This window comes from Rhodococcus sp. EPR-147 (genome assembly GCF_001647185.1).
Taxonomy (GTDB): domain Bacteria; phylum Actinomycetota; class Actinomycetes; order Mycobacteriales; family Mycobacteriaceae; genus Rhodococcoides.
Genome location: NZ_LVCU01000524.1, coordinates 1 through 21483 on the forward strand (window position 1 = coordinate 1; position 21483 = coordinate 21483).

The 21483-nt window shown below is 64.8% G+C and carries 23 protein-coding genes and 1 pseudogene; 16 read left to right on the plus strand and 8 right to left on the minus strand.

What is annotated here, in order from left to right; genetic code table 11:
• The 3 genes and pseudogenes from A2J02_RS28445 to A2J02_RS22730 form a co-directional block, all read left to right on the plus strand.
• Positions 1–392: pseudogene (locus tag A2J02_RS28445) on the plus strand (hypothetical protein); the annotation flags it as partial.
• A gap of 3 nt (positions 393–395) precedes the next feature.
• On the plus strand, positions 396–2045 hold the full coding sequence (locus A2J02_RS22725) for a signal peptidase I (protein WP_068053960.1): 1650 nt from the start codon (positions 396–398) through the stop codon (positions 2043–2045).
• An 89-nt stretch (positions 2046–2134) separates the two neighbouring features.
• A complete protein-coding gene (locus A2J02_RS22730) occupies positions 2135–2575 on the plus strand; it encodes an LGFP repeat-containing protein (RefSeq protein ID WP_068053963.1) in 441 nt (146 codons plus the stop codon).
• Positions 2576–2643: 68 nt separating this feature from the next.
• On the opposite strand, the gene A2J02_RS22735 is transcribed toward A2J02_RS22730, so the two are convergent.
• Complete coding sequence (locus A2J02_RS22735; RefSeq protein WP_068054010.1) at positions 2644–3168, minus strand: methylated-DNA--[protein]-cysteine S-methyltransferase; 525 nt, start codon at positions 3166–3168, stop codon at positions 2644–2646.
• Positions 3169–3259: 91 nt separating this feature from the next.
• On the opposite strand from A2J02_RS22735, the gene yczR reads away from it, so the two are divergent.
• Positions 3260–4741, plus strand: a complete 1482-nt coding sequence (gene yczR / locus A2J02_RS22740) for a MocR-like transcription factor YczR (protein ID WP_068053970.1) — start codon at positions 3260–3262, stop codon at positions 4739–4741.
• A 67-nt stretch (positions 4742–4808) separates the two neighbouring features.
• Here yczR and A2J02_RS22745 read toward each other — a convergent pair whose 3' ends face one another.
• On the minus strand, positions 4809–5885 hold the full coding sequence (locus A2J02_RS22745) for a CaiB/BaiF CoA transferase family protein (protein ID WP_068053972.1): 1077 nt from the start codon (positions 5883–5885) through the stop codon (positions 4809–4811).
• 94 nt (positions 5886–5979) lie between these two features.
• Between A2J02_RS22745 and purT the strand changes: the two genes are divergently transcribed.
• Both purT and A2J02_RS22755 read left to right on the plus strand, forming a co-directional pair.
• A complete protein-coding gene (gene purT, locus A2J02_RS22750; RefSeq protein WP_068053975.1) occupies positions 5980–7176 on the plus strand; it encodes a formate-dependent phosphoribosylglycinamide formyltransferase in 1197 nt (398 codons plus the stop codon).
• Between the two features lie 24 nt (positions 7177–7200).
• Positions 7201–7683, plus strand: coding sequence for a DUF456 domain-containing protein (locus A2J02_RS22755; protein WP_068053977.1), 483 nt, complete (start codon positions 7201–7203; stop codon positions 7681–7683).
• An 18-nt stretch (positions 7684–7701) separates the two neighbouring features.
• Here A2J02_RS22755 and A2J02_RS22760 read toward each other — a convergent pair whose 3' ends face one another.
• Positions 7702–8448, minus strand: a complete 747-nt coding sequence (locus A2J02_RS22760) for an amidohydrolase family protein (protein ID WP_068053980.1) — start codon at positions 8446–8448, stop codon at positions 7702–7704.
• Between the two features lie 55 nt (positions 8449–8503).
• Between A2J02_RS22760 and A2J02_RS22765 the strand changes: the two genes are divergently transcribed.
• Positions 8504–9373: an SMP-30/gluconolactonase/LRE family protein gene (locus tag A2J02_RS22765; protein WP_068053983.1), complete on the plus strand. Its 870-nt coding sequence runs from the start codon at positions 8504–8506 to the stop codon at positions 9371–9373.
• 70 nt (positions 9374–9443) lie between these two features.
• Here A2J02_RS22765 and A2J02_RS22770 read toward each other — a convergent pair whose 3' ends face one another.
• Complete coding sequence (locus A2J02_RS22770; RefSeq protein ID WP_068053985.1) at positions 9444–10829, minus strand: FAD-dependent oxidoreductase; 1386 nt, start codon at positions 10827–10829, stop codon at positions 9444–9446.
• 296 nt (positions 10830–11125) lie between these two features.
• Here A2J02_RS22770 and A2J02_RS22775 point away from each other — a divergent pair, with 296 nt between their 5' ends.
• From A2J02_RS22775 to A2J02_RS22790, 4 genes are read left to right on the plus strand one after another with little or no spacing between them, the layout of a single operon-like run.
• Positions 11126–11989: a TauD/TfdA dioxygenase family protein gene (locus A2J02_RS22775; protein ID WP_068053988.1), complete on the plus strand. Its 864-nt coding sequence runs from the start codon at positions 11126–11128 to the stop codon at positions 11987–11989.
• Between the two features lie 48 nt (positions 11990–12037).
• Positions 12038–12565, plus strand: coding sequence for an Rv0361 family membrane protein (locus A2J02_RS22780; RefSeq protein WP_068053991.1), 528 nt, complete (start codon positions 12038–12040; stop codon positions 12563–12565).
• A gap of 48 nt (positions 12566–12613) precedes the next feature.
• On the plus strand, positions 12614–13027 hold the full coding sequence (locus tag A2J02_RS22785; protein WP_068053994.1) for a rhodanese-like domain-containing protein: 414 nt from the start codon (positions 12614–12616) through the stop codon (positions 13025–13027).
• Positions 13024–14247, plus strand: a complete 1224-nt coding sequence (locus A2J02_RS22790; RefSeq protein ID WP_068054011.1) for an O-succinylhomoserine sulfhydrylase — start codon at positions 13024–13026, stop codon at positions 14245–14247. The genes A2J02_RS22785 and A2J02_RS22790 overlap by 4 nt, the downstream gene beginning before the upstream one ends.
• Positions 14248–14349: 102 nt before the next feature.
• Here A2J02_RS22790 and A2J02_RS22795 read toward each other — a convergent pair whose 3' ends face one another.
• Together A2J02_RS22795 and A2J02_RS22800 are read right to left on the minus strand one after the other, a co-directional pair.
• A complete protein-coding gene (locus tag A2J02_RS22795) occupies positions 14350–15423 on the minus strand; it encodes an isochorismate synthase (RefSeq protein WP_068053996.1) in 1074 nt (357 codons plus the stop codon).
• Positions 15423–16181, minus strand: coding sequence for an HAD-IIA family hydrolase (locus tag A2J02_RS22800; protein ID WP_068053998.1), 759 nt, complete (start codon positions 16179–16181; stop codon positions 15423–15425). Before A2J02_RS22800 ends, A2J02_RS22795 begins: the two co-directional genes overlap by 1 nt.
• Positions 16182–16489: 308 nt before the next feature.
• Between A2J02_RS22800 and A2J02_RS22805 the strand changes: the two genes are divergently transcribed.
• The 4 genes from A2J02_RS22805 (at position 16490) to A2J02_RS22815 (ending at position 19086) form a co-directional block, all read left to right on the plus strand.
• A complete protein-coding gene (locus A2J02_RS22805; RefSeq protein ID WP_156516346.1) occupies positions 16490–17044 on the plus strand; it encodes a hypothetical protein in 555 nt (184 codons plus the stop codon).
• A gap of 61 nt (positions 17045–17105) precedes the next feature.
• On the plus strand, positions 17106–18041 hold the full coding sequence (locus A2J02_RS22810; RefSeq protein WP_068054013.1) for an NADP-dependent oxidoreductase: 936 nt from the start codon (positions 17106–17108) through the stop codon (positions 18039–18041).
• Positions 18042–18303: 262 nt separating this feature from the next.
• On the plus strand, positions 18304–18477 hold the full coding sequence (locus A2J02_RS27900) for a hypothetical protein (protein ID WP_156516347.1): 174 nt from the start codon (positions 18304–18306) through the stop codon (positions 18475–18477).
• An 84-nt stretch (positions 18478–18561) separates the two neighbouring features.
• On the plus strand, positions 18562–19086 hold the full coding sequence (locus A2J02_RS22815) for a permease (protein ID WP_068054006.1): 525 nt from the start codon (positions 18562–18564) through the stop codon (positions 19084–19086).
• Between the two features lie 3 nt (positions 19087–19089).
• On the opposite strand, the gene A2J02_RS22820 is transcribed toward A2J02_RS22815, so the two are convergent.
• The gene (locus A2J02_RS22820; protein ID WP_068054007.1) at positions 19090–19569 is read right to left on the minus strand and encodes a winged helix-turn-helix domain-containing protein; all 480 of its coding nucleotides are present in this window, start codon (positions 19567–19569) and stop codon (positions 19090–19092) included.
• A 150-nt stretch (positions 19570–19719) separates the two neighbouring features.
• Positions 19720–20493: a type I methionyl aminopeptidase gene (gene map / locus A2J02_RS22825; protein WP_068054008.1), complete on the minus strand. Its 774-nt coding sequence runs from the start codon at positions 20491–20493 to the stop codon at positions 19720–19722.
• A gap of 104 nt (positions 20494–20597) precedes the next feature.
• Between map and A2J02_RS22830 the strand changes: the two genes are divergently transcribed.
• Entirely contained in the window at positions 20598–21293 is a 696-nt protein-coding gene (locus tag A2J02_RS22830; protein ID WP_156516348.1) for a GNAT family N-acetyltransferase, read from the plus strand.
• The last annotated feature ends 190 nt before the right edge of the window (positions 21294–21483 follow it).

Sequence of the window (21483 nt, forward strand, 5' to 3'; positions counted from 1 at the left end):
CGACGCTGGCCAATCCTGCGATCTGGCCGGGAGATACCGTCGCGGCCGGGCTTCTGGTGACCAACGACGTCGGTTCAGTCGCCAATTCCTACACCATTTCTGTTCTGGCCAGCAATGCCACTCTCGGGAATCTTCTCAACTCTTCGGTGCACTCCGGCCCGCCTGTGTCCGGCGTGTGTACTGGAAGCCCGATCAGCACGGTGACGGGACTCGGAACATCGAAGGTCTTCCCAGGTCTCAATCGGTCACTGATTGCGCGGCCGACAGAGGCCGTCATCGCTGGGCAGACCGACCAACTGTGCATCAGCGTGACCATGCCGGCCGGGACAGCTCAGCCCAATCCCGTTGCCACCGGTACCATCACGTACACCATCACCGCGACTTCGACGTAGATCATGTCCGCTACCCACGCCGCCTCCGCTGACCGCACCCGATCTCGCCCACGCCTGTTTCGCGAAATTGTTCTGACCGTCGGCGCTGTCGCCGGACTCGTCTGTGTGCTTTTTGCGCTCGCGGCCGTGTTCTTCGGTATCACCCCCTTGGTCTTCCGCTCTGGGTCCATGGCCCCCGCCATCGACACCGGCGCTCTGGCGCTGAGCAAGACGACTCCGGTCGCGGACATCGAGGTCGGCGACATCGTCAAGGTCACCAACTCGTCGGGAGCAGGAATCACCCACCGCGTGGTCGAGATCGGGGCCGTCGGAACCGATAGCGCGCAGCTGTTCCTTCAGGGTGACGCGAACGCTGAGCCCGATGCCGAGAGTTACGTGGTGTCAGAGGCCGATCGCGTGTTCTTCAGCGTCGGGAAACTCGGTTACGCGGTCAGCTGGCTCAGCGGCCCGGTCGCAGTGTTCATCGGTGGCATCGCCGTCGGCGCACTTCTCATGACTGCGTTCGGTTTTCGTAGGCCCAGCGTGGAGTCCGATGCGGAGTCCACTGCGAAGCCCGACGACGATCGACTGCAGGAATCGCGCAGTGGGCGGCACAGTGCCCACGGACGTGGGCCGTCGACCCTCGGGGTGGTGCTCACGTTGGCGACCATCTCGGCCGTGGGTATCGGTGCCTCGAACACTCCGACAACCCTTGCTGCGGGACAAGATAGGGCGACGGCCCTCAGCGGCACCATCACCACGGCGTTGCCTCTTCCGGTGCCACAATCGGTAGACTGCAACAATCGCAGCGGCCTGATAAATGTGATCGGTAATTACGTCACCATGTCGTGGGCGTCCGCCGGTACAGGTTTCACGTACAGGTGGACGATCACCAGGGTAACGCAGAACGGGCAAGCTGATCGGACCGAGAACGTGTCGGGCACTTCCGTCGACATTTCCAACGGGCTCTTGTTGGGCACGAGGACGGGAACGTGGCTCTTCACAGTGCAGACAGTGTCCGGCACCAGGCTGTCCGCGCCGAGTGCCGGCTTTACGTTGGACATGGCATCGACGACGTCTACGTTGAATCTCCTTCCCAGCGTTCGGTGCGGCTCCGCGGTAGCCGCCGGCATCTCTGCTCGCAGTGCCCCCTTGGCAGTAGAGCCCGAGACCACCGAACCCGCGCCGACGGTGACGTCTATCGTTCCGGAGTCGACACTCGCACCGGCCCCGACAACGACGGATCCGTCGCTCACCGAGGAGTCCCCGGCTCCGCCGCCGGTCGAAGTTCCGGCAACAACGACAACCGTCCCGCCGACAACGACAACAACGACCGTCCCACCGCCGACCACCACCACTCCGCCTTCTCCCGCGGTTCTGTCCGCCCCGGTGACCTCGCCGTCGGGTGCGTCGACTGCCCAGGTCGTCGACATCGACGGCGTTCCGACGTTGCAGATCGTCGACGCCATCGGAGCAGTCCAGTACAGCGCTCCCGCCACGTCCAGTGAGGCATACGGCTATGGCGTGAACTGGTCGGCGGGAGACCAGCTGTGGCTGCTCGGTCCCGATCAGTTGGTTCGTCTCGACAGCAGCGGCGGTTCGTGGTCTCGAACGGTGATAGATCCGACGGCGACGGATCTCGTTCCGGCCGATATTCTCGAGCTCCTGAACTAGCCCATTTCACATATATGTCTTATTCGTCAGGCGCCGCCGCTGTTCGACGTGGATAATTGTCGCCAGGTCGGGCGACGAAAGGTCGAGTAATGACTGAAAATTACAATGGGTTGGAAGTTTTCAGCTACCAATTCGATCGCTTCGCATACGAACATCCTTGGATCGGCGCTCAGGCCGGTGAATTCATGCTCGGCCCCGAGGGTGGGGGAATGCTCGAATTCACCCATGCGACCGTGTTCGCTCTCCCCGAAGGTGGCGCGCACGAAGTGCACGGCCCGATCCTCGACTGGTATCTCGGCCACGGGGGACCCTATGGCGCACTTGGCTATCCGATCAGCAACGAGCGTCCGACGCCTACCGGATCCGGTCGCTACAACTTGTTTCAGCGCGGAGCTATCGGGTGGTTGCCGGATGTAGGTGCATTCACCATCGGCGGTCGGAGCGAGGAATCCGATGTCAGTCCGGGACCGGAAGCCGTGTTGGTGTCCGCGGTCGATGAACCTATCCCGGCACTCGGCATTTCTGCCTGAAACCCGTTCTTGCTCCCTGTTTCGGGCGATTTATTCGGTCGAGTAGTTTCATCTGGTCCGGCAGCAATTCAGAACAATCTCGGCTCGTCGAATCCCGGTACACCCTCGATGCCGAGTATCTTTTGTTTGGTATTCGTACCACCCGGTGCCGAAAAGCCGCCGACTTCCGTACCGGCACCGAGCACTCGATGGCACGGGACGATGATCGGTACAGGGTTGCGTCCCAGTGCACCGCCTACGGCCTGCGCTGCGCCGGGGTGGCCGAGACGGCGGGCAATGTCGCCGGATGTGAGTGTCGCGCCCCGGGGAATCCCACTGCATACGGTGTACACCGCGGCGTCGAACTCGGAGACGTCCAGCACCAGCGGAATCGGGCTCATGTCGACAGTACGTCCATCGAGCAGGGCGACAATTCGCTCGATCGCGTCGGCCGCGAGGGCGTCGACCGGTCGTTCGACTGCACCGAAGCCGGCGAGGTAGTCCGTCATCGCCTCGTCCGATGGTTCGGGCAGGGCGACCGCGACCACGCCGTCATCGGTCCACGTGATGCCGCAACGGCCGATGGCGGTGTCGAACATCGTGCTACTCGGCATCGGTTCAGTATCCACCTGACCTCGGTCGGCAGTCCAGTGAAAAGTGCAATGGACTTGAAAGTTGAAGACCAGTGGGCGAATACTGGTGAGCATGGCTTCGAGAGTCCTCAATGCAGCGTCACTGGCCCGTGATCTCGGCAGCTGGCGCGGCGACGCGTCCTCGGACGGATCCGGCAGGCGCAAGGCGTCGCGTCCGACGTATCGGGCGTTGGCCGACGGCGTTCGACTTCTCATTCACGACGGTCGCATTCCGCTCGGTGTCGGTCTGCCCAGTGAGCGTGATCTGTCGGCGGCTCTCGATCTCAGTCGTACCACCATCACGTCCTCGTATTCGGTCCTGCGCGACGAGGGCTATCTGATCAGCAGGCAGGGATCGCGCAGTACCGTCGCCCTGCCCGCAGCGCCCACCCCCAATGGACTATTGATTCAGTCGACGACACCGTCGGGTCCGGTGGTGGACATGTCCCACGCGGCGATGGCAGCGGCGGACGGCACCATGACCGCGGCGTACGAGTCTGCGCTACAGGCACTTCCGACGTATCTGCCGACGCACGGCATGGAACCCATCGGTCTGGCGGTGCTGCGGGAGGCCATCGCGCAACGCTTCGTCGAGCGTGGCCTGCCGACGACGGCCGATCAGATCATGGTGACTTCCGGTGCGCAGCAGGCAGTCCGGCTGTTGCTGGGCACGTTGACCTCGCCCGGTGATCGAGTGCTGATCGACCATCCGACCTATCCCAACGCGCTCGAAGCCATCAGGCGAGTCGGTGCCCGTCCCGTGCCGGTGCCGGTGCGTCCGGCCGACGGCGACTGGGATCTCGACGGGATCCGCAGTGCCGCAAGGCAAACCGCCGCCAAGGTGGCGTATCTGATTCCGGACTTCCACAACCCGACCGGCCAGGTGCTGGGTGCCGAGGGCCGAGCGGAGCTCGCCCGCATCACCCGTGACACGCGCATGACGCTCATCGTCGACGAGACCATGGTGGATCTGTGGCTCGACGCCCCACCACCCCCACCGGTCGCGTCGTTCGGGCGGGTCTCGGGGTCCGATATCGTCACGATCGGGTCGGCATCGAAGTCGTTCTGGGGTGGCCTACGCATCGGATGGATCAGGGCGCATCCGTCGCTCGTCTCGCAGCTGGCGGGCTCGCGGGCAGCACACGACCTCGGCACGTCGATCATGGATCAGTTGGCGTCCTCGTTCCTGCTGCAGGACGCGGAACCGGCGCTCGAGCTCCGTCGATCTCAGCTGCGTGAGCGTCGAGACGTACTCGAAGATGCTCTGGCCGAACATCTTCCGGATTGGCGTTACCGACGCTCCGAGGGTGGCATGTCGCTGTGGTTGCAGCTGCCTGCACCGGTGTCGAGTGCGCTCGCTGCCACCGCTCCCGCCTTCGGCGCAGTGCTGGCCGCGGGACCGAGGTTCGGTGTCGAGGGTGCCTTCGAGCGCTACCTCAGGCTGCCGTACACCCGTGAGCCGCAGGAGCTTCGGGCCGCGGTGATGGCGACGGCGGCGGCGTATCGAGCACTGGCCCCGAGCGCCGAATCGGAACAACCGGCGCTGGTCTTCTGACCGCGAACTCGAAGTTACGGACGGAAATCAGCCGAAATCCGTCCACAACTTCGAGTTCGACGCGCAATCAGCTCCAGACCGAGCCGATGTCGGTTGCGGTGGAGGGCGGTGGCGTCGGGACTCCGTTTTCGGTGCGGGAGAACCGCGGTGCCGGACGGTGCTGGGTGACGCCGCCGACGTCGATGAGCGAGTCGCGATCCTTCATGTGCGGGTGATTCGGTGCCTCGGCGAAGGTGAGGACCGGTGACACACAGGCGTCGGTGCCGTCGAAGATCGCGGCCCACTCGTCGCGGGTCTTGGACAGGAACGTCGCGGTGAACTTCTCGCGCAGCTCGGGCCATCGCGACTTGTCCATCTGCGGCGGCAGGTCCGCATCGGCGAGGCCCAATCCGGTGAGCAACTGAGCGTAGAACTGTGGCTCGAGCGAGCCGACTGCCATGTACTGGCCGTCGGAGGTCTCGTAGGTGTCGTAGAACGGCGCGCCGGTGTCGAGCAGGTTGGTGCCACGGTCGTCGCTCCAGGCTCCGACGCCACGCCACGACCAGATCATGTGCGAGAGTGCCGCGGTGCCGTCGACCATCGCTGCGTCGACCACCTGGCCCTGCCCGGAGCTCTGGCGCTCGTAGAGCGCCGCCATGATGCCGAAGACGAGAAACATCGAGCCGCCGCCGAAGTCGCCGACCATGTTCAGTGGCGGCACGGGCCGCTCGCCCTCGCGGCCGATTGCGTTGAGCACACCGGTGACGGAGATGTAGTTGATGTCGTGGCCGGCGGTCTGCGACCAGGGGCCTTCCTGACCCCAGCCGGTCATCCGGCCGTAGACCAGACGCGGGTTGCGGGCCAGGGCGTCGTCGGGTCCGAGGCCGAGGCGTTCGGTGACGCCGGGGCGGAACCCTTCGATCAGTACGTCGGCGCGCTCGATCAGGCCGAGGACCTTCTCGATGTCGGCGGGATCCTTGAGGTTCGCCTCGACGATGGTGCGGCTGCGCAGCTGATGGTCGTCCGGGGACACCTGGCCTGCGCGTTGGACGCGTACGACGTCTGCGCCGAGGTCGGCCAGCAGCAGCGCGGCGTGCGGGCCGGGCCCGATGCCCGCGAGTTCGACGACGCGGAGCCCTGTCAGCGGTCCACCAGTGTTCGACACGTTGTTGCCTCGTTCCGACTCGTCAGCTGCGAATGTGAATGGAGACTAACTTGTACTAGGTCGTCCAACTGATCGGGGTGTGGATAATGGGGCTGTGACTGCCCCAGATCCCGTCCGCATCGGTACTCCGCTCACTCCCGGGGCCACCCGGGTGATGTTGCTCGGCTCTGGTGAGCTGGGCAAAGAGGTGATCATCGCGTTCCAGCGCCTCGGCGTCGAGGTGATTGCCGTCGATCGCTACGACAACGCCCCTGGTCACCAGGTTGCCCATCACGCGTTCACCATCGACATGAGCAACCCCGAAGAACTACTGGCGCTGATCGATTCGCAGCAGCCGGACTTCGTGGTGCCGGAGATCGAGGCCATCGCCACCGATGCCCTGGCCGAGGTGGAAGCGCGGGGCCGGACGGTGGTGATCCCGACGGCTCGCGCGACTCAGCTGACCATGAATCGTGAGGGCATCAGACGTCTCGCGGCCGAGGAGCTCGGGCTGCCGACGTCCCCCTATGCGTTCGCCGATTCACTGGAAGACGTGCGAGAAGCGCTGTCCACCATCGGTTTTCCCGCGGTCATCAAGCCCGTCATGTCGTCTTCGGGCAAGGGGCAGTCCGTCGTTCGCAGCGAGGCCGATGTCGAGGCGGCGTGGGAGTACGCGCTGAAGGGCGGCCGCGTCGACCTCGGTCGTGTCATCGTCGAGGGATTCGTCGATTTCGACTACGAGATAACGCTTCTCACCGTCCGAGCAGCGAACGGAACCTCGTTCTGCGAGCCGATCGGGCACCTGCAGGAATCCGGCGACTACATCGAATCCTGGCAACCCCAGCCGATGTCCGACGCGGCCCTGGCCGGTGCGCGCGATGTCGCCGAGCGGATCACGACGGCCCTGGGTGGGCGCGGGTTGTTCGGCGTCGAACTGTTCGTGCAGGGCGACAACGTGTATTTCTCCGAGGTCAGTCCGCGGCCACACGATACGGGCCTGGTAACGCTGCGGACGCAACGGTTCTCGGAGTTCGAGCTGCATGCCCGGGCAGTTCTGGGTCTGCCGATCGACACGCCGCTGCTCTCGCCCGGTGCGTCTGCGGTCATCTACGGCGGCGTCGATGCGGAGGGCATTCACTTCGACGGCGTCGCCGACGCGTTGGCGGTTCCCGAGACCGATCTTCGTCTGTTCGGCAAGCCGACGAGCTTCGTCCGGCGTCGGATGGGAGTGGCGGTGTCGACGGCGTCGGATATCGACACCGCACGGAGCCGGGCACGCGAGGCAGCGGGCAAGGTTCGTCCCGTCGTCTGACCGGACACAGGGCACACTGAGCTCATGAGTGCGCTCGGAGAAGTCCTAGTCGGCCTGGTGATTCTGGTCGGCCTCGTCGGTATCGTCGTCCCGATTCTGCCGGGCACCATCCTGATCTTCGGGGCCGTCGCAGTGTGGGCGTGGGTCACCGGCGGAGCCGCCGCGTGGACAGTCTTCGCGATCGCGACGGTGCTGCTGGTGATCAGCGGCGTCGTGAAATACACCTGGCCCGGGCGGCGCATGCGGGAGGCGGGTGTGCCGACGCGATCGCTGATGATCGGCGGACTGCTCGGCATCGTCGGATTTTTCGTCATCCCCGTCCTCGGCCTGTTCGTCGGCTTCATCGCCGGCGTCTACGTGGCGGAAGTGCCCAGGCATCGAAACCATTCCGAGGCATGGAGATCCACCGTGCACGCCACCAAGGCCGCTGGTCTGTCCATTCTGGTGGAACTGTTCGGTGCCCTGCTCGCCTCGGCGGTGTGGCTCGGCGGCGCAGTGTTCGTCTAGGTCAGGGGCCCTGCTGAATCAAGGGACCCGATACCAAGCCCGGGCGTTGCCGTCGAGCACCGCCGGGAGATCGCCGCCGACGGCGTGAGAAATGATGTCGATGTCGTTCGCCGAGAACGGGCGTGGGGCGCGGGTGCCCGGTAGATCGGTGCCGAACATCAACGCCGCGGGATTGACCCGGTGAATCTGCTGCAGGGTGTCGGCGATATCGAGATCGACCCGGCCGAATCCCGTTGCCTTGACGCGTACTCCGCGGTCGACGAGATCGAGCAGGTACGGCAGACCCTGTGTCGAGAGTCCCAGGTGATCGATGCTCACCGCCGGCAGTTTCGCGAGGACGGGTTCGAGCGAGAGCAGCAGGGACGCATCGACGTACAGCTCCGCGTGCCACCCCACCAGATCGTGGACACGACGCGCCTGAACGGTGAGCATCTGCAGATCCGTCTCGCCGCGTTTGAGATTGAACCGCATTCCCCGCACGCCCGCGTCGTTCAGTGCCACGATGTCCTCGTCGGAACATTCCGGATCGATCTGAGTGACGCCGACCCAGCCGCGTCCCAGAGTCTCCAACGCAGCGAGAAGGAAGCTCTGATCGGTGCCCTGGAATGACCCCGTGACCACTGCGCCGCCGGTGATACCGAGCCCGTCGACGTCGTAGAGGTAGTTCGAGACGGTGTACGGATCGGGCAGGAAACCGTGGTTCTCGATGAGCGGAAACTTCGGGTCGATGATGTGTAGGTGGGCGTCGAACACGGCCCCCAGCATGCCAGCTCACCCATTCGGCGTCGCGGCCACCGTTCGCGGTGTTTGAATTCGAAACATGAAACCGGAGACCACTGTCGTTCTCGACGGATACACCTATTTCGAATGTCCACGCTGGCACGAGGGGAGGATCTGGGTATCGGACTTCTACTCCTATCGCGTCGTGTCCGCCCTCGAGGACGGCTCCGACGTACGAGTCGAAGCCGAAGTACCCAATCAGCCGTCGGGCCTGGGATGGTTGCCCGACGGGCGGCTGCTCATCGTGTCGATGCGCGACTACAAGCTGCTGCTGCGTGAGCACGACGGCTCACTGACCGTGCACGCCGATCTGTCGACGTACGTGAAGGCCAACCTCAACGACATGCTCGTCGACGCGCAGGGCCGTGCGTACATCGGTAACTTCGGGTTCGATCTGATGAACTTCGCGCCCGTAGAGACGGCCGATCTGATTCGCGTCGACCCGGACGGTTCCGCGCACGTGGTGGCGTCGGATCTGTACTTCCCCAACGGGATGGCGTTCACGGCGTCGGGGCAACTGCTCGTCGACGAGACGGTCGGCAACAGGGTCAGTGCCTTCGAAATCGCCGAGGACGGGTCGCTGGGGGAGCGTCGCGATTGGGCGAAATTCGGTGAGCTGCCGTCGTCGACGGACATGGCTACGGCCATGGGCGAGGTGAAGGTGGCGGCCGACGGTTGCTGCATCGACACCGACGGCACCATCTGGATCGCCGACGCGCTGGGGCAGCGAGTGCTGCACGTGGCACCGGGCGGAGAGATTCTTCAGCAGCTCGATTTCGATCTCGGGGTCTTCGCCTGCGGACTCGGCGGATCCGACGGTCGCACGCTGTTCGTCTGCGCTGCACCGGATTTCAACGAGCATCAGCGCAGGATCGAGACCGAGGGAAAGCTGCTGGCAGTGCGGGTGTAGAGCGCTCCGCGCATGTGAGTGGAACTTCGTAGCAGGGGTCGAAGTTCCGCTCACATGCGGCGCAGCCGCTCTAGGCCTTGTCGGGCTCGGATGCCTTCAGCATGTCCTCACGCTCGACGACCTTGACTCGTTCGCGGCCTTCGGGTTCGCCGAGGGAGCGTTCGTGGGCGTCGAGGCGGTACCAGCCGTCCCAGGTGGTGAAGGGGACCTGCTTGCCTTCGAGGAACGAGGTGACCGCGTCCAGATCCGGCTCGGCCGCACCGACGAAGTTCGGCGCATCCTCGAGCAGGTTCGCGACGGTCTCGTTGGCGTCGCCCTTGGTGTGACCGATGAGGCCGACGGGTCCGCGCTTGATCCAGCCGGTGACGTACGTGGCGGGAACCGGTGTGGTGGACGAGGGGGATTCGACGACGCGTCCGGCCTCGTTGGGGATGGTGCCTGCCTGCTCGTCGAACGGGAGCTGGCTGATGTTCTGGCTGAGGTAGCCGACGGCGCGGTAGACGGCCTGAACGTCCCAGTCGTTGTACTTGCCGGTGCCCTTGACGTTGCCGGTGCCGTCGAGTTCGGTGCGCTCGGTGCGTAGGCCGACGACCTTGCCGTTGTCTCCGAGAACCTCGTGGGGGGACTCGAAGAAGTGCAGGAACAGCTTGTGCGGGCGCTTGCCGACGTCGCGGATCGCCCAGTCCTGCAGGGTGTTGGCGACCATGTCGATCTGCTTGGAGCTGCGGCGGGCCTGCTCGGAGCCCTCGTCGTAGTCGATGTCCTCGGGGGAGACGATGACCTCGATGTTGGGGGAGTGGTCGAGCTCGCGGAGTTCGAGCGGGGTGAACTTGGCCTGAGCCGGTCCACGACGGCCGAAGACGTGTACTTCGATGGCCTTGTTGGCCTTGAGGCCCTCGTAGACGTTGGCGGGGATCTCGGTCGGGAGCAGTTCGTCACCGGTCTTGGCGAGGACGCGTGCGACGTCGAGGGCCACGTTGCCGACGCCCAGGACGGCGACCTTCTCGGCGTCGAGGGGCCAGGTGCGCGGCACGTCCGGGTGGCCGTCGTACCAGGAGACGAAGTCGGCGGCGCCGTAGCTGCCGTCGAGGTCGATACCCGGGATGTTGAGTGCGCGGTCGGCGTTGGCTCCGGTGGAGAAGATGACGGCGTCGTAGAAGCGGCGCAGGTCGTCCAACGTGATGTCGGTGCCGTAGTCGATGTTGCCGAGCAGGCGGACCTGAGGCTTGTCGAGCACCTTGTGCAGGGCGGTGATGATGCCCTTGATGCGTGGGTGGTCGGGGGCGACGCCGTAGCGGATGAGCCCGAACGGCGCGGGCATGCGCTCGAAGAGGTCGATGCTGACGCCCGGTCCGCTGACATTGTGGTCGGACTTCATGAGCGCGTCGGCGGCGTAGATGCCTGCCGGTCCGGCACCGACGATGGCGACGCGGAGTGGACGAGTCTGATCAGTCATGTGCAGCGAGCTACCTTCTTCGAGGGAAGTGCGGACACCCCAGCATAAATTAAGGACAACCTGAGCTGGGGCAGTGGGCAACTTGCCGGATTTCCCGGTTTCCGGTAGGAATTGCTCTGTGGAGACGACATACCTGGTCCGACGGTTCACCGTCGACTTCTGTCGTACCTGCACCAACATGTGTTGTCGGTGACAAGACCCGACGCCCTTCCCCCTCCCTGAACAGGACGGGACCCCTCTCTCGACGGCAGCGCTGCCTGAATCAGCCCATCTGCCGTGCACAGATTCGAGGACACATGACCACTCTGGAACAGCCCGTCACGCTCACTTTCGACAAACTCGGCCCGTCGTTCGGTGCCGAGGTCATCGGCCTCGACGTCGCCGCGGCGTCCGATGCGCAGATTCACGCCGTGCGCCGAGCCCTCGTCGAGCACAAGGTTCTGGTGCTGCGCGGGCAGACGCTCGACGACGCGGCACACGTCGAATTCGGTCGCAGACTCGGCGACCTGACGGCAGGCCACCCGGTGCACGACAGCGGCCACGTCGCCCCCGAGGTCTACGCGCTCGACAGTCAGGACAACGGATTCGCCGACGTCTGGCACACCGACGTCACGTTCATGGAACGTCCGCCGCTGGGTTCGATCCTGCGGCCCGTCGTCCTGCCACCGCACGGCGGCGACACCAACTGGGCCGACAGCCAGCTCGCGTACGAATCGCTGTCCGCGCCCGTACGTCGAATGATCGACGGGCTCACGGCAATTCACGACGGCAACCGTGAATTCGGCTACTACCTCGCGCAGAAGCGCGGCGGAAAAGGCAACGTGTGGGACGGCAAGGAAGTCACCGCGCTGGTCCCCGTCGAACATCCCGTCGTGCGGGTCCATCCGGAAACCGGCCGCAAGGGGTTGTTCGTCAATCCGGGTTTCACCTCTCACATCGTGGGTGTGTCGGAGGCCGAGAGTCGCGGGATCCTGGATCTGCTGTACGCGCACCTGACCAAACCCGAGCACATCGTGCGGCACCGCTGGCGGTTGGGCGACCTGGTGCTGTGGGACAACCGCAGCACCTCGCACTACGCCAACCGCGACTACGGCACCGAGCACCGCAAGATGCACCGCATCACGTTGCGTGGAGACATCCCCGTCGGCCCCTCTCGCTGAGAGGCCCCAGCTGAACGCGGACCCGTCGGATCGAGGAAGATTGGCTTCATGGCGTCGTGGAGTGAACGTAGGCAGCAGTGGGTCGACAGTCGTGAGGAAGCGCGCAACAACGCATCCCGGGCGGCTGCCGAGTCCGGTGAGCAGCGTCCGCCCAACGCGTGGCCGTTCATCATCGCCGTGGGCATCGTCGTCGTCTTGCTCGTCGGCATCTTCGCGGCCTCGAAGTTCGCTCCCGCGGAGGACAACGTGACGCAGGCCCAGTTGCTCACCGACAGCCTCGACGGGTTCCTCGAAGCGCAGAACACCGGTAACGCGGAGCTGCTGCGTCAGAACACCTGCTTCGATCAGGTCGAGCGCCTGATTCCGGGTGACGACGCGCAGTACCGAACCGATCGGGCCGGCGAGGTCGAGCGCAACGGCGAGACGTCCATCGACGGTGTGCCGACCGAGTACCAGGTCAACGGCGACCGCGGAATGGTCACGGTCCCGCTGAAGGAAGAGAAATCCGGAGTGCAGACCGACGACGTGTGGAATTTCGTTCGTGTGGACGACAAGTGGTTGGTGTGCAATGTCTGACCGGTACGTGTGTGATGTCGAAAAAGCGAGTGACGGAAGGCTGATCAAGTGACCTACGCAGGTGACATAACCCCGGAAGCTGCCTGGGAGTTGTTGCAGAGCAACCCCGAGGCCGTGCTCGTGGATGTTCGGACGCGCGCCGAGTGGCAGTACGTCGGTGTCCCGGACACCTCCGGCATCGACCGCCCGACGCACCTGATCGAGTGGGTCAGCTTTCCCGACGGTGCCCGCAACGCCAACTTCGTCGACGACCTGAAAGCCGCAGGCGTGGACGGCGATCGGCCGGTGGTGTTCCTGTGCCGCTCCGGTCAGCGATCCATCGGTGCCGCCGAAGCCGCGACCGCTGCGGGAATCGGCCCGTCCTACAACGTGCTCGACGGTTTCGAAGGTGCCACCGACGCCGACGGCCACCGCGGAGCCACGGGGTGGCGTGCGGTCGGGTTGCCTTGGAGGCAGTCGTGAGCGGGAATCCGAAAGGCGGGGGTTTCGACAAGCCGTTACCCGAGGGTGTGGGTCTGGGAACGCTGGGCGTTCGCGGTGGTCTGATGCGATCGGGCTTCGACGAGAACGCCGAGGCTCTCTATCTCTCTTCGGGTTTCGTGTACGAGAGTGCCGGAGCCGCCGAACAGGCGTTCACCGGAGACATCGATCATTTCGTGTACTCGCGCTACGGCAACCCGACGGTCAAGATGTTCGAGGAGCGACTGCGCCTGATCGAGGGTGCCGAGGCGTGCTTCGGTACCTCGAGTGGAATGTCGGCGGTGTTCACCGCGCTGGGTGCGCTGTTGAAGGCCGGTGACCGATTGGTTGCTGCGCGTAGCCTTTTCGGCTCGTGCTTCGTGGTCTGCAACGAAATCCTGCCGCGCTGGGGCGTCGAGACCGTCTTCGTCGACGGCGAGGACCTCGAGCAGTGGGAGCAGGCCCTGTCGGTGCCGACGACGGCGGTGTTCTTCGAGACCCCGTCCAACCCGATGCAGTCGTTGGTCGATGTTCGACGCGTCTCCGAGATGGCTCATGCCGCCGGCGCAACTGTGGTGCTGGACAACGTGTTCGCGACGCCGCTGCTGCAGCGCAGCCTCGAACTCGGTGCCGACGTGGTGGTGTATTCCGGCACCAAGCACATCGACGGTCAGGGGCGGGTGCTCGGCGGTGCGATCCTCGGATCGAAGGAGTACATCGACGGTCCGGTGCAGACCCTGATGCGGCACACCGGTCCGGCGCTGAGCCCGTTCAACGCGTGGACGCTGCTCAAGGGACTGGAGACGATGCCGGTAAGAGTGCGGCATTCGGTGAACTCCGCGCTGCAGATCGCCGAGTTCCTCGAATCTCACCCTGCGGTGCGTTGGGTGAAATATCCGTTCCTGCAGTCACATCCGCAGTACGAGCTGGCGAAGTCGCAGATGTCGGGCGGCGGTACCGTCGTCACGTTCGAGCTCGATGCTCCCGAGGGCGAGGCCAAGAAGCGTGCCTTCGAGGTGCTCGACGCGTTGCGCATCGTCGACATCTCGAACAACCTGGGTGACTCGAAGTCGCTCATCACCCACCCGGCCACCACCACGCACCGCGCCATGGGTCCGGAAGGTCGTGCGGCAGTGGGGATCACCGACGGCGTCGTACGCATCTCGATCGGCCTCGAGGACACCGAGGATCTGATCGGAGATCTGGACCAGGCCCTGAAGTAGTCGGCGCAGCGGACGAATCTACGCCCCGCGTGCAGATCCACACCCCGTTCGGCGGGCGTGGATTTCTGCGCGAGGCGTAGATGTTGTGCGGACCGGATCGAATCAGCGGTCGAAGACGCTGAGCACGGTTCTGAATTTCGCTGTGGTTTCGTCGAGTTCGGCGTCGGGATCCGAATCCGCGACGATGCCGCCACCTGCGGTGGCCGTTCCGGTCAGCCCGTCGGCCGAAAGTTCGATGCAGCGAATGGTGACCATCCACTCGCCGTCACCGCTGCCATCGGTCCATCCGACGGCCCCGGCGTAGAAGCCGCGGGATCCCTCGACGCTGTCGATGGTGTCCATCGCCGCAGCTCGGGGCACCCCGGCGACGGCGGCGGTGGGGTGCAGCGCAAGCGCCAGGTCGAGCGCCGACGTCGCGGGATCGGCCAGCGTTCCGACGATGGGCGTCGACAAGTGCCACAGCTGCGGAGTACTGCTCAACTGCGGCGACTCGGGCACCTCGAGCGTCTCGCAGAACGGCGTCAACGCAGCCCTGATCTCGTCGACGACGAAGCGATGTTCTGCCTGATCCTTCGCACTCGCCGCCAACGCCGTGGAGATGCGCGCTTCCTCGTCGGGGTCGGTCGACCGTGCTGCAGTTCCCGCGAACGGATGGCAGGTGACGATATTGCCGCGCTTGCGAACCAGCAACTCGGGACTCGAGCCGACGATGTGCCCACCCGAATCGCCAGTGGAAGACAGGTCCGCCAGAAATCCGTTGCCCATCGGATCCCGGGAGACCAACGCGCTCAGCACCGAGACAGGGTCGATCGGCGACTCCGCGGTCACCTCGATAGCCCGCGCCAGCACGATCTTCTCGGCCACACCGGCTTTCAATTGCTCGACGACATCCCGGACTCGCTGCACGTGAACGCTCGGATCGGGAATCTGCCGCGCAACGGTCACGGTCGGCAATGGCGGGAGAGCATCGACCGTCGCCCACGGCCCGTCGAGGCGGTAGAACTCCTCCGGCTCGATCAGCGCGGTGGCGTCGGACATGTCGAAAGGGATTGCGCCGACGACGTTTCGGCCGTCTCGCACCGCGGCCACTGCGTCGGCGATATCGGGGAAGCTCTGCTGCACGCCGAGGCCGACCACGTGGTGATCCTGACGGGAGAGAACGAATTCGAGAGTCATCAGAAGGGGTTCTGCGTGCGGCCCACCAGGTCTGCGACGGAATCGAGGACTTTGGTCGGTCGGTACGGGTACTGCTCGACGGACTGGACCGTCGAGATGCCGGTGAGAACCAGGATGGTCTGCAGTCCGGCTTCGAGGCCCGAGAGCACGTCGGTGTCCATCCGGTCGCCGATCATCAGCGTGTTCTCGGAATGGCCACCGATCGCACGCAGCGCCGAACGCATCATCAACGCGTTGGGCTTGCCCACGTAGTACGGCTCTTTACCGGTGGCCTTGGTGATCAGCGCGGCAACCGAACCGGTCGCAGGCAGCGAGCCCTCACGGGACGGTCCGGTGGCGTCGGGGTTGGTGGCGATGAAGCGCGAACCCTTCTCGACGAGGCGGATGGCGGTGGTGATGGCCTCGAACGAGTAGGTCCGAGTCTCGCCGAGTACCACGTAGTCGGGGCTCGAATCGGTGAGGGTGTAGCCGATGTCGTGCAGGGCCGTCGTCAGACCCGACTCGCCGACGACGTATGCGCTGCCTCCGGGTCGCTGATTGCCAAGGAACGTCGCGGTGGCGAGAGCGGAGGTCCAGATCGACTTCTCCGGAATGTCCAGACCGGTGAATGCGAGACGTGCGCGCAGGTCACGAGGGGTGCGAATCGAATTGTTCGTCAACACGATGAACGGAATCTCGTTGGCCTGCAACTCGGCGAGGAACGTGTCGGCACCGGGAATCAGATGATCCTCGTGGACGAGCACGCCGTCCATGTCCATCAGATACGTCCACTGCTGAGGCTTATCGATTTCACTCACCTCCGTATTTTACCTACTCGCCCATTCCGCAGGCTCCACTCGCGCGTTCGGCTCGGCGGTAGGTCGGGAAAATTGTGACGTTGTCGATTTCCGGTAACGCCGAGTCGCGCGTGCGCTGGTCACGGCGTTCAATAACGGGCAAGGCAGACGTAACGACCACAGCAGCGTTGCTTGTTCGGCGACAGACGCCACTGCATTGCAGCACCTCCCGAGCTCGATTCCGAGCCGGTGTCCGTTGGCTGAGTGTTGACCCAGTGGGGATGATCGACATGAACGACGCTTTTCGCTTCGCCGCTTCGTGCAGTTCACCGAGGGAACTGATCGCCCGACTTCAGTTCGGGATGACGGAATTGTGGCCCCAAGGCGCGGCAATTCCCGTCCGCTGGCACTACATGGCAGACATGATCGATTCGGAGCGAGGCTTGCTCGTCGAATGGGACGGTGCGGTGTCGAGTCCGGTTGCGGATGTGCTCGCTGCGACGGCAGAATTGTGTAGGCAGTCGGCGACCGAGGCTGTGCCCCAGTTGGATTGGGCACTTCTTCGTCGTGCTGCGGCATGGCTCGATCGGAGTTGTTCCGAGACCGATCGTGCGCTGCTCTCGGTGGCAGAAGAAGTGGCACTGACAGGGCTCGACGGAGTGGAGCCGGACTTCTCGGTCGTGTCATGGCTGTGTCTGGAGATGCTCGCGCAGTTCGAGGCAGGCCGGGAAACAATCGACTATTGGGTCGAGCGCGCGAACCTGCCGGAGCCGAGTGCCGTTCTTCACCGCGCAGGTTCGGTCCTGGATCGGGACGAACGAAACCAGCTGTCCGTGGCCGTCTGAGTCGTCGGACAATGAGGGTCTGACCGGAACATTCTCCACCGTGTCGGTCGTTGTGCTTTGCATGACAAAAGCAGCAGTTGCAGCGTCCTACGGTGGTCCGGAAGTCGTCGAGATCGTCGAACGAGAATTACCCGAACCCTCCGAGGGCGAGGTTCTGGTCGAGCTGAAGGCGATCGGAGTCAATCCCTTCGACTTCAAGAGCTACAGCGGTGCGTTCGGCACCGACGAATCGAAGCTCCCGATCGCCCTGGGCAGTGAGGCGTCCGGAATCGTGGTGGCAGTCGGCGGCACTGTCGAGGGCCCGGGCGGTTCGATAGCCGTCGGCGACGAGGTGATCGTCTCCGGCGTGAACGGCACGTACACCGAGAAGATTCTCGCGCCCGCGCGCTTCGTGTTCCCGAAGCCGGCGAATCTGGATTGGGAGGTCGCCGCCGGGGTGCTGGCCGTTGCCGGAACAGCCTACGACGCACTGGAATCCGTCGGCGTGAAGAGCGGCGACACGGTGCTCGTGCACGGGGCTGCGGGCGGTGTCGGATCTGTGGTGGCTCAGCTCGCGACGGCGCGTGGTGCCACCGTCATCGGGACTGCTCGCGCTCGGAATCACGAAGCGCTGCGTGCCTTCGAGGTCGAGCCGGTCGAGTACGGCGACGGATTGCTGGACCGCGTGCGGGCGGCCGCACCGAACGGCATCGACGCAGCCATCGACACGGTGGGCACCGAAGAGGCCATCGACGTGTCTCTCGAATTGCTCACGGATCGAGCAAGATTGGTGACGACGGCAGCCTTCGGGCGGGCCTCGGCAGACGGGTTTTCGACCGTCGGTGGGCCGGCGAGCATGGAGCGTCGACGCCTCGCCTCCCCGGTGCTGCTGGAGCAGGCGGGTGCGGGGGTGTTCGAGGTGACGGTTGCCAAGACCTTCCCACTCGATGACGTCGCCAGGGCGCACGCCGAACTGCAGACGGCACACCCTCGCGGGAAGTTCGTCCTGATTCCCTGATTGTTCGGGTAACTTCACACCCTTTCTCCCGACCGATCACTCGAACTCGGGTCAGATCAAGGGTGATCGGTCGGCATAAGGGGTGTGAGGTCTCGGCCGCTCGAGTCGTCAGGCATCGCGGGGTTGTCGGCCCGGCCGGTATCGACGGCGCTCAGGCGGTCCTGCGGCAGTTCGCTCGGAAGTCTCCTCCGTCTTCGAGGTCGAGGATTCTCGTTCGGCGGCCGATGCGCTCAACACGGGCAGCTCGATTGGGATCGGCTCCGTGCTCAGGCTTGTCGGTGCAGCACTTGCGTTCCTACAACGCGATCTGGCATGGATGTGGATCGGACTGTCGGTCGGTCTACTGGCACGAGCTCTGTGGCCGTATCGCACTGCTTCCGAGGGACGCGAATCCGGCAAGAGCCCGCTGGTCGAAATCTCGGCCCGCCGGACCTAGGTTTCGTCTTCGCGGACCTTTTCAGTTAACGATCGGGTCTCGACACGACCGGGGCACTGCTGTGCAGGCTCTACGATTGTCGGCATGACTGCCGATCCGACCACGCCCGCACCGTCGACCAGCTCGGCGAACTGGAAGAGGCGGGGCATTCTCGTCGGAGCCGGCATCGTCCTGCTGTTGATCGCCTACTTCATCCTGGCAGCGTTCCTTCCGCGCTGGTGGAGTCTGCGGGTGGAGACCCTGGCCGACCGCACGTTCACCAAGGGCATTCTGTGGGGCCTGCTGTTCGGCATCGTCTGCACGTTCGCGCCGCTGGTGTTCTTCTGGAGCGCCTGGTCGGTTCGGAAGGGCAGGGCGGGAAAGCAATTGGCGATCGGCTCGGTCATCCTGGCCGTCGTCACGGCCATCCCGAACCTGTTGACGCTCACGATCGTTCTCGGAACCAGCAACGCCGCTCATGCCGGCGAACGCACCCTCGACACCAGCGCGCCTGGCTTCCGCGGCGCTACGGCCCTCGGGGCCCTCATTGCCGTGGTTCTGTTTGCCTTGCTGGTGTTCGTGGTGGTCCGGCGGAAGCGTCGCCGCAGAGCTGCTGCTCTGTCGCAATAACTCTCAGGCGCTGCGCAATACCGTCGGTTGCGTGATGACGCGGATTCCCGGTTCCGGGTCGAAGCGATAGCCGGTTCCCCGGACCGTGGTGATCAGTCGACCGAACTGACCGAGTTTGGTGCGCACTCGGGAGAGGTGGACGTCGACACTGCGTCCGCCGTCGGAGGTGCCGAGTTCGGATCGTCCGACCACGACCCGAGGGTGCCGCGCCAGGTAGGCGAATATCTCGAACTCGGTGGGGGAGAGCCGAACGCTCCTGCCGCCGAGGATCACATCGCGGGCAGGCAGATCGATCACCAGGGGAGCGTTGAGATCGCTCACGCGTACATCGAAGCGCGTCAGGATCTTCGCGTGCGGGGCGTAGCTCTTGGCGGCGCTGCGGAGGGCATCGGCGAGTGCATGCAGTTGTGGGCGAGTCAGTCCCTGCAGGGACGCCGTGCCGGAATCGGAGATGCGGACGACGACGGTCGCTCCGGTGCTCATGATGGATAGCTCCTGTGGCAAGGGTGCTGGACGGATGGTCAGCGGGAGCGGCGACAGTTCTCGCTCACAGACACAGGCTCGTCGGCTATCGGCAGTTCCGCCAGGGATCCACTCACCGTGATCGCAACGGTTGACCCCGTGGCCGTCGACTCAGGATTTCGGCAACGTCATGATCTCTGCACCGTCGTCGGTGATGATCACGGTGTGCTCGCTGTGCGCGGTGAGGCATCCCGTCGTGCTCCGCAGGGTCCAGCCGTCGGGGTCGGTGACGAGTTCGGCGGTGTCCTCCATGACCCACGGCTCGAGTGCCAACATCAAGCCCGGGCGTAGGCGGTAGCCGCGGCCGGGCCGTCCGGAGTTGGAGACGTGGGGATCCTGGTGCATCGTCGAGCCGATGCCGTGGCCGCCGAACTGCATGTTGATCGGGTAACCGGCAGCGCTGAGCACCGTGCCGATGGCGTGGGAGATATCGCCGATCTTGTTGCCCGGTCCAGCTGCTTCGATTCCCGCAGCCAACGCTCGCTCGGTGGCGTCGATCATCGTGAGAGCGTTGGCTGGCTTGTTCTCGCCCACGACGAAACTGATGGCCGAATCCGCTGCGACGCCGCCGAGGATCACGGCCAGGTCCAGCGTCAGCAGATCGCCGTCGGCCAGCGCATAATTGTGTGGAAGGCCGTGCAGCACAGCGTCGTTGACGGAAGTGCAGATATAGTGGCCGAACGGGCCGCGGCCGAAGGACGGCGCGTAGTCGACGTAGCAGGACGTCGCCCCGGCTCCTTCGATGATGTCCTTGGTCCACTGATCGATCTCGAGCAGGTTGGTGCCGACTGTGGCGCGTTCGCGGACGGTTCGGAGAATTCCGGCCACCAGGGCGCCGGATTCGCGCGCGAGGGGGATCTTGGTGGGGGGAAGAATTTCGATCATGTGGAGCCTTTCGCCGTGTGCCGAACAACGATACCGGTATAAGTATTGGTGACGAGCCCGACGGCACGCATAGCCGTGAGCTGGATCGTGCGACGCTGTCTGTCGTGTCTGCTCATCCTCTCGACGATCCCGTTCGTAATTCCCTCGAGGGCCCACTGTCGCGGTTCGCGGTCCGGCGCGGACGGATCATGCGTGCCGATCCTGCGGTGTCTCCGTTTCTGGTGCACCCCGACGTCCTCGAGCCCAAGGACTGGGCCGACATCGCTGCGCTGTTCGGCCCACGAACCGTCGTCGGGCTGAACGGTCCGGAACGCATACTGCCCGAGGGGTGGTCGCACCTGGAGACCTTCGGTCTGGTGCAGCTCGTCGGCACGCACCTGGAAACGCGGCCCTTCGCCGAGGCGGTCGAGCTGACAGCAGCGGACGTCCCGGAGATGCTCGATCTGGTGGGCCGCACCGAGCCCGGTCCGTTCCTGCCCCGCACCATCGAACTCGGCACGTACCTCGGTGTTCGACGCGATGGCGCGCTGATCGCGATGGCAGGCGAGCGCATGCATCCACCGGGGTGGACGGAGATCAGTGCCGTCTGTACCGACCCGGCGTTCCGTGGGCAGGGGTTGGCCACCGACCTGGTTCGAGCGGTCGGTCACGGTATTCGCGCCCGCGGTGAGGAGCCGTTCCTGCATGCGTCGGACGCGAACGTGCGCGCCATCGAGCTCTATCTCTCCATCGGATTCGAGTTGCGCCGCACCTCGCACCTGACGTTGGTGAGAACTCCGGAACGTGCGCTCGACGCCTGACGTCGGAACAGCGGTATCTCTTCGTCGCCTTGCCGTCATTGTGTGTCCACGAACAAGGTGAGGCCGGGGTTCGGTCGCGCGGGTGTTCCGGGGGCGGCAGACCGGTCGACCGCAAGAGCCCGCTCAGGGAGCGGGGGCGAGCAGGCGCTGCTCGGTGCGGTCGATGATCCGCAGGAAGGTCGCGTGGTCG

Bases quoted from the DNA above. Each gene is read 5' to 3' on its own strand.
- A2J02_RS22755 (WP_068053977.1), top strand. From the start codon at position 7,201: ATGAGTGCGCTCGGAGAAGTCCTAGTCGGCCTGGTGATTCTGGTCGGC.
- A2J02_RS22805 (WP_156516346.1), top strand. From the start codon at position 16,490: ATGAACGACGCTTTTCGCTTCGCCGCTTCGTGCAGTTCACCGAGGGAA.
- A2J02_RS22820 (WP_068054007.1), bottom strand. From the start codon at position 19,569: ATGAGCACCGGAGCGACCGTCGTCGTCCGCATCTCCGATTCCGGCACG.
- A2J02_RS22770 (WP_068053985.1), bottom strand. From the start codon at position 10,829: ATGACTGATCAGACTCGTCCACTCCGCGTCGCCATCGTCGGTGCCGGA.
- A2J02_RS22730 (WP_068053963.1), top strand. From the start codon at position 2,135: ATGACTGAAAATTACAATGGGTTGGAAGTTTTCAGCTACCAATTCGAT.
- A2J02_RS22795 (WP_068053996.1), bottom strand. From the start codon at position 15,423: ATGACTCTCGAATTCGTTCTCTCCCGTCAGGATCACCACGTGGTCGGC.
- A2J02_RS22765 (WP_068053983.1), top strand. From the start codon at position 8,504: ATGAAACCGGAGACCACTGTCGTTCTCGACGGATACACCTATTTCGAA.
- A2J02_RS22725 (WP_068053960.1), top strand. From the start codon at position 396: ATGTCCGCTACCCACGCCGCCTCCGCTGACCGCACCCGATCTCGCCCA.
- A2J02_RS22760 (WP_068053980.1), bottom strand. From the start codon at position 8,448: ATGCTGGGGGCCGTGTTCGACGCCCACCTACACATCATCGACCCGAAG.
- yczR (WP_068053970.1), top strand. From the start codon at position 3,260: ATGGCTTCGAGAGTCCTCAATGCAGCGTCACTGGCCCGTGATCTCGGC.
- A2J02_RS22800 (WP_068053998.1), bottom strand. From the start codon at position 16,181: ATGGACATGGACGGCGTGCTCGTCCACGAGGATCATCTGATTCCCGGT.
- A2J02_RS22780 (WP_068053991.1), top strand. From the start codon at position 12,038: ATGGCGTCGTGGAGTGAACGTAGGCAGCAGTGGGTCGACAGTCGTGAG.
- map (WP_068054008.1), bottom strand. From the start codon at position 20,493: ATGATCGAAATTCTTCCCCCCACCAAGATCCCCCTCGCGCGCGAATCC.
- A2J02_RS22735 (WP_068054010.1), bottom strand. From the start codon at position 3,168: ATGCCGAGTAGCACGATGTTCGACACCGCCATCGGCCGTTGCGGCATC.
- A2J02_RS22810 (WP_068054013.1), top strand. From the start codon at position 17,106: ATGACAAAAGCAGCAGTTGCAGCGTCCTACGGTGGTCCGGAAGTCGTC.
- A2J02_RS22815 (WP_068054006.1), top strand. From the start codon at position 18,562: ATGACTGCCGATCCGACCACGCCCGCACCGTCGACCAGCTCGGCGAAC.
- A2J02_RS22775 (WP_068053988.1), top strand. From the start codon at position 11,126: ATGACCACTCTGGAACAGCCCGTCACGCTCACTTTCGACAAACTCGGC.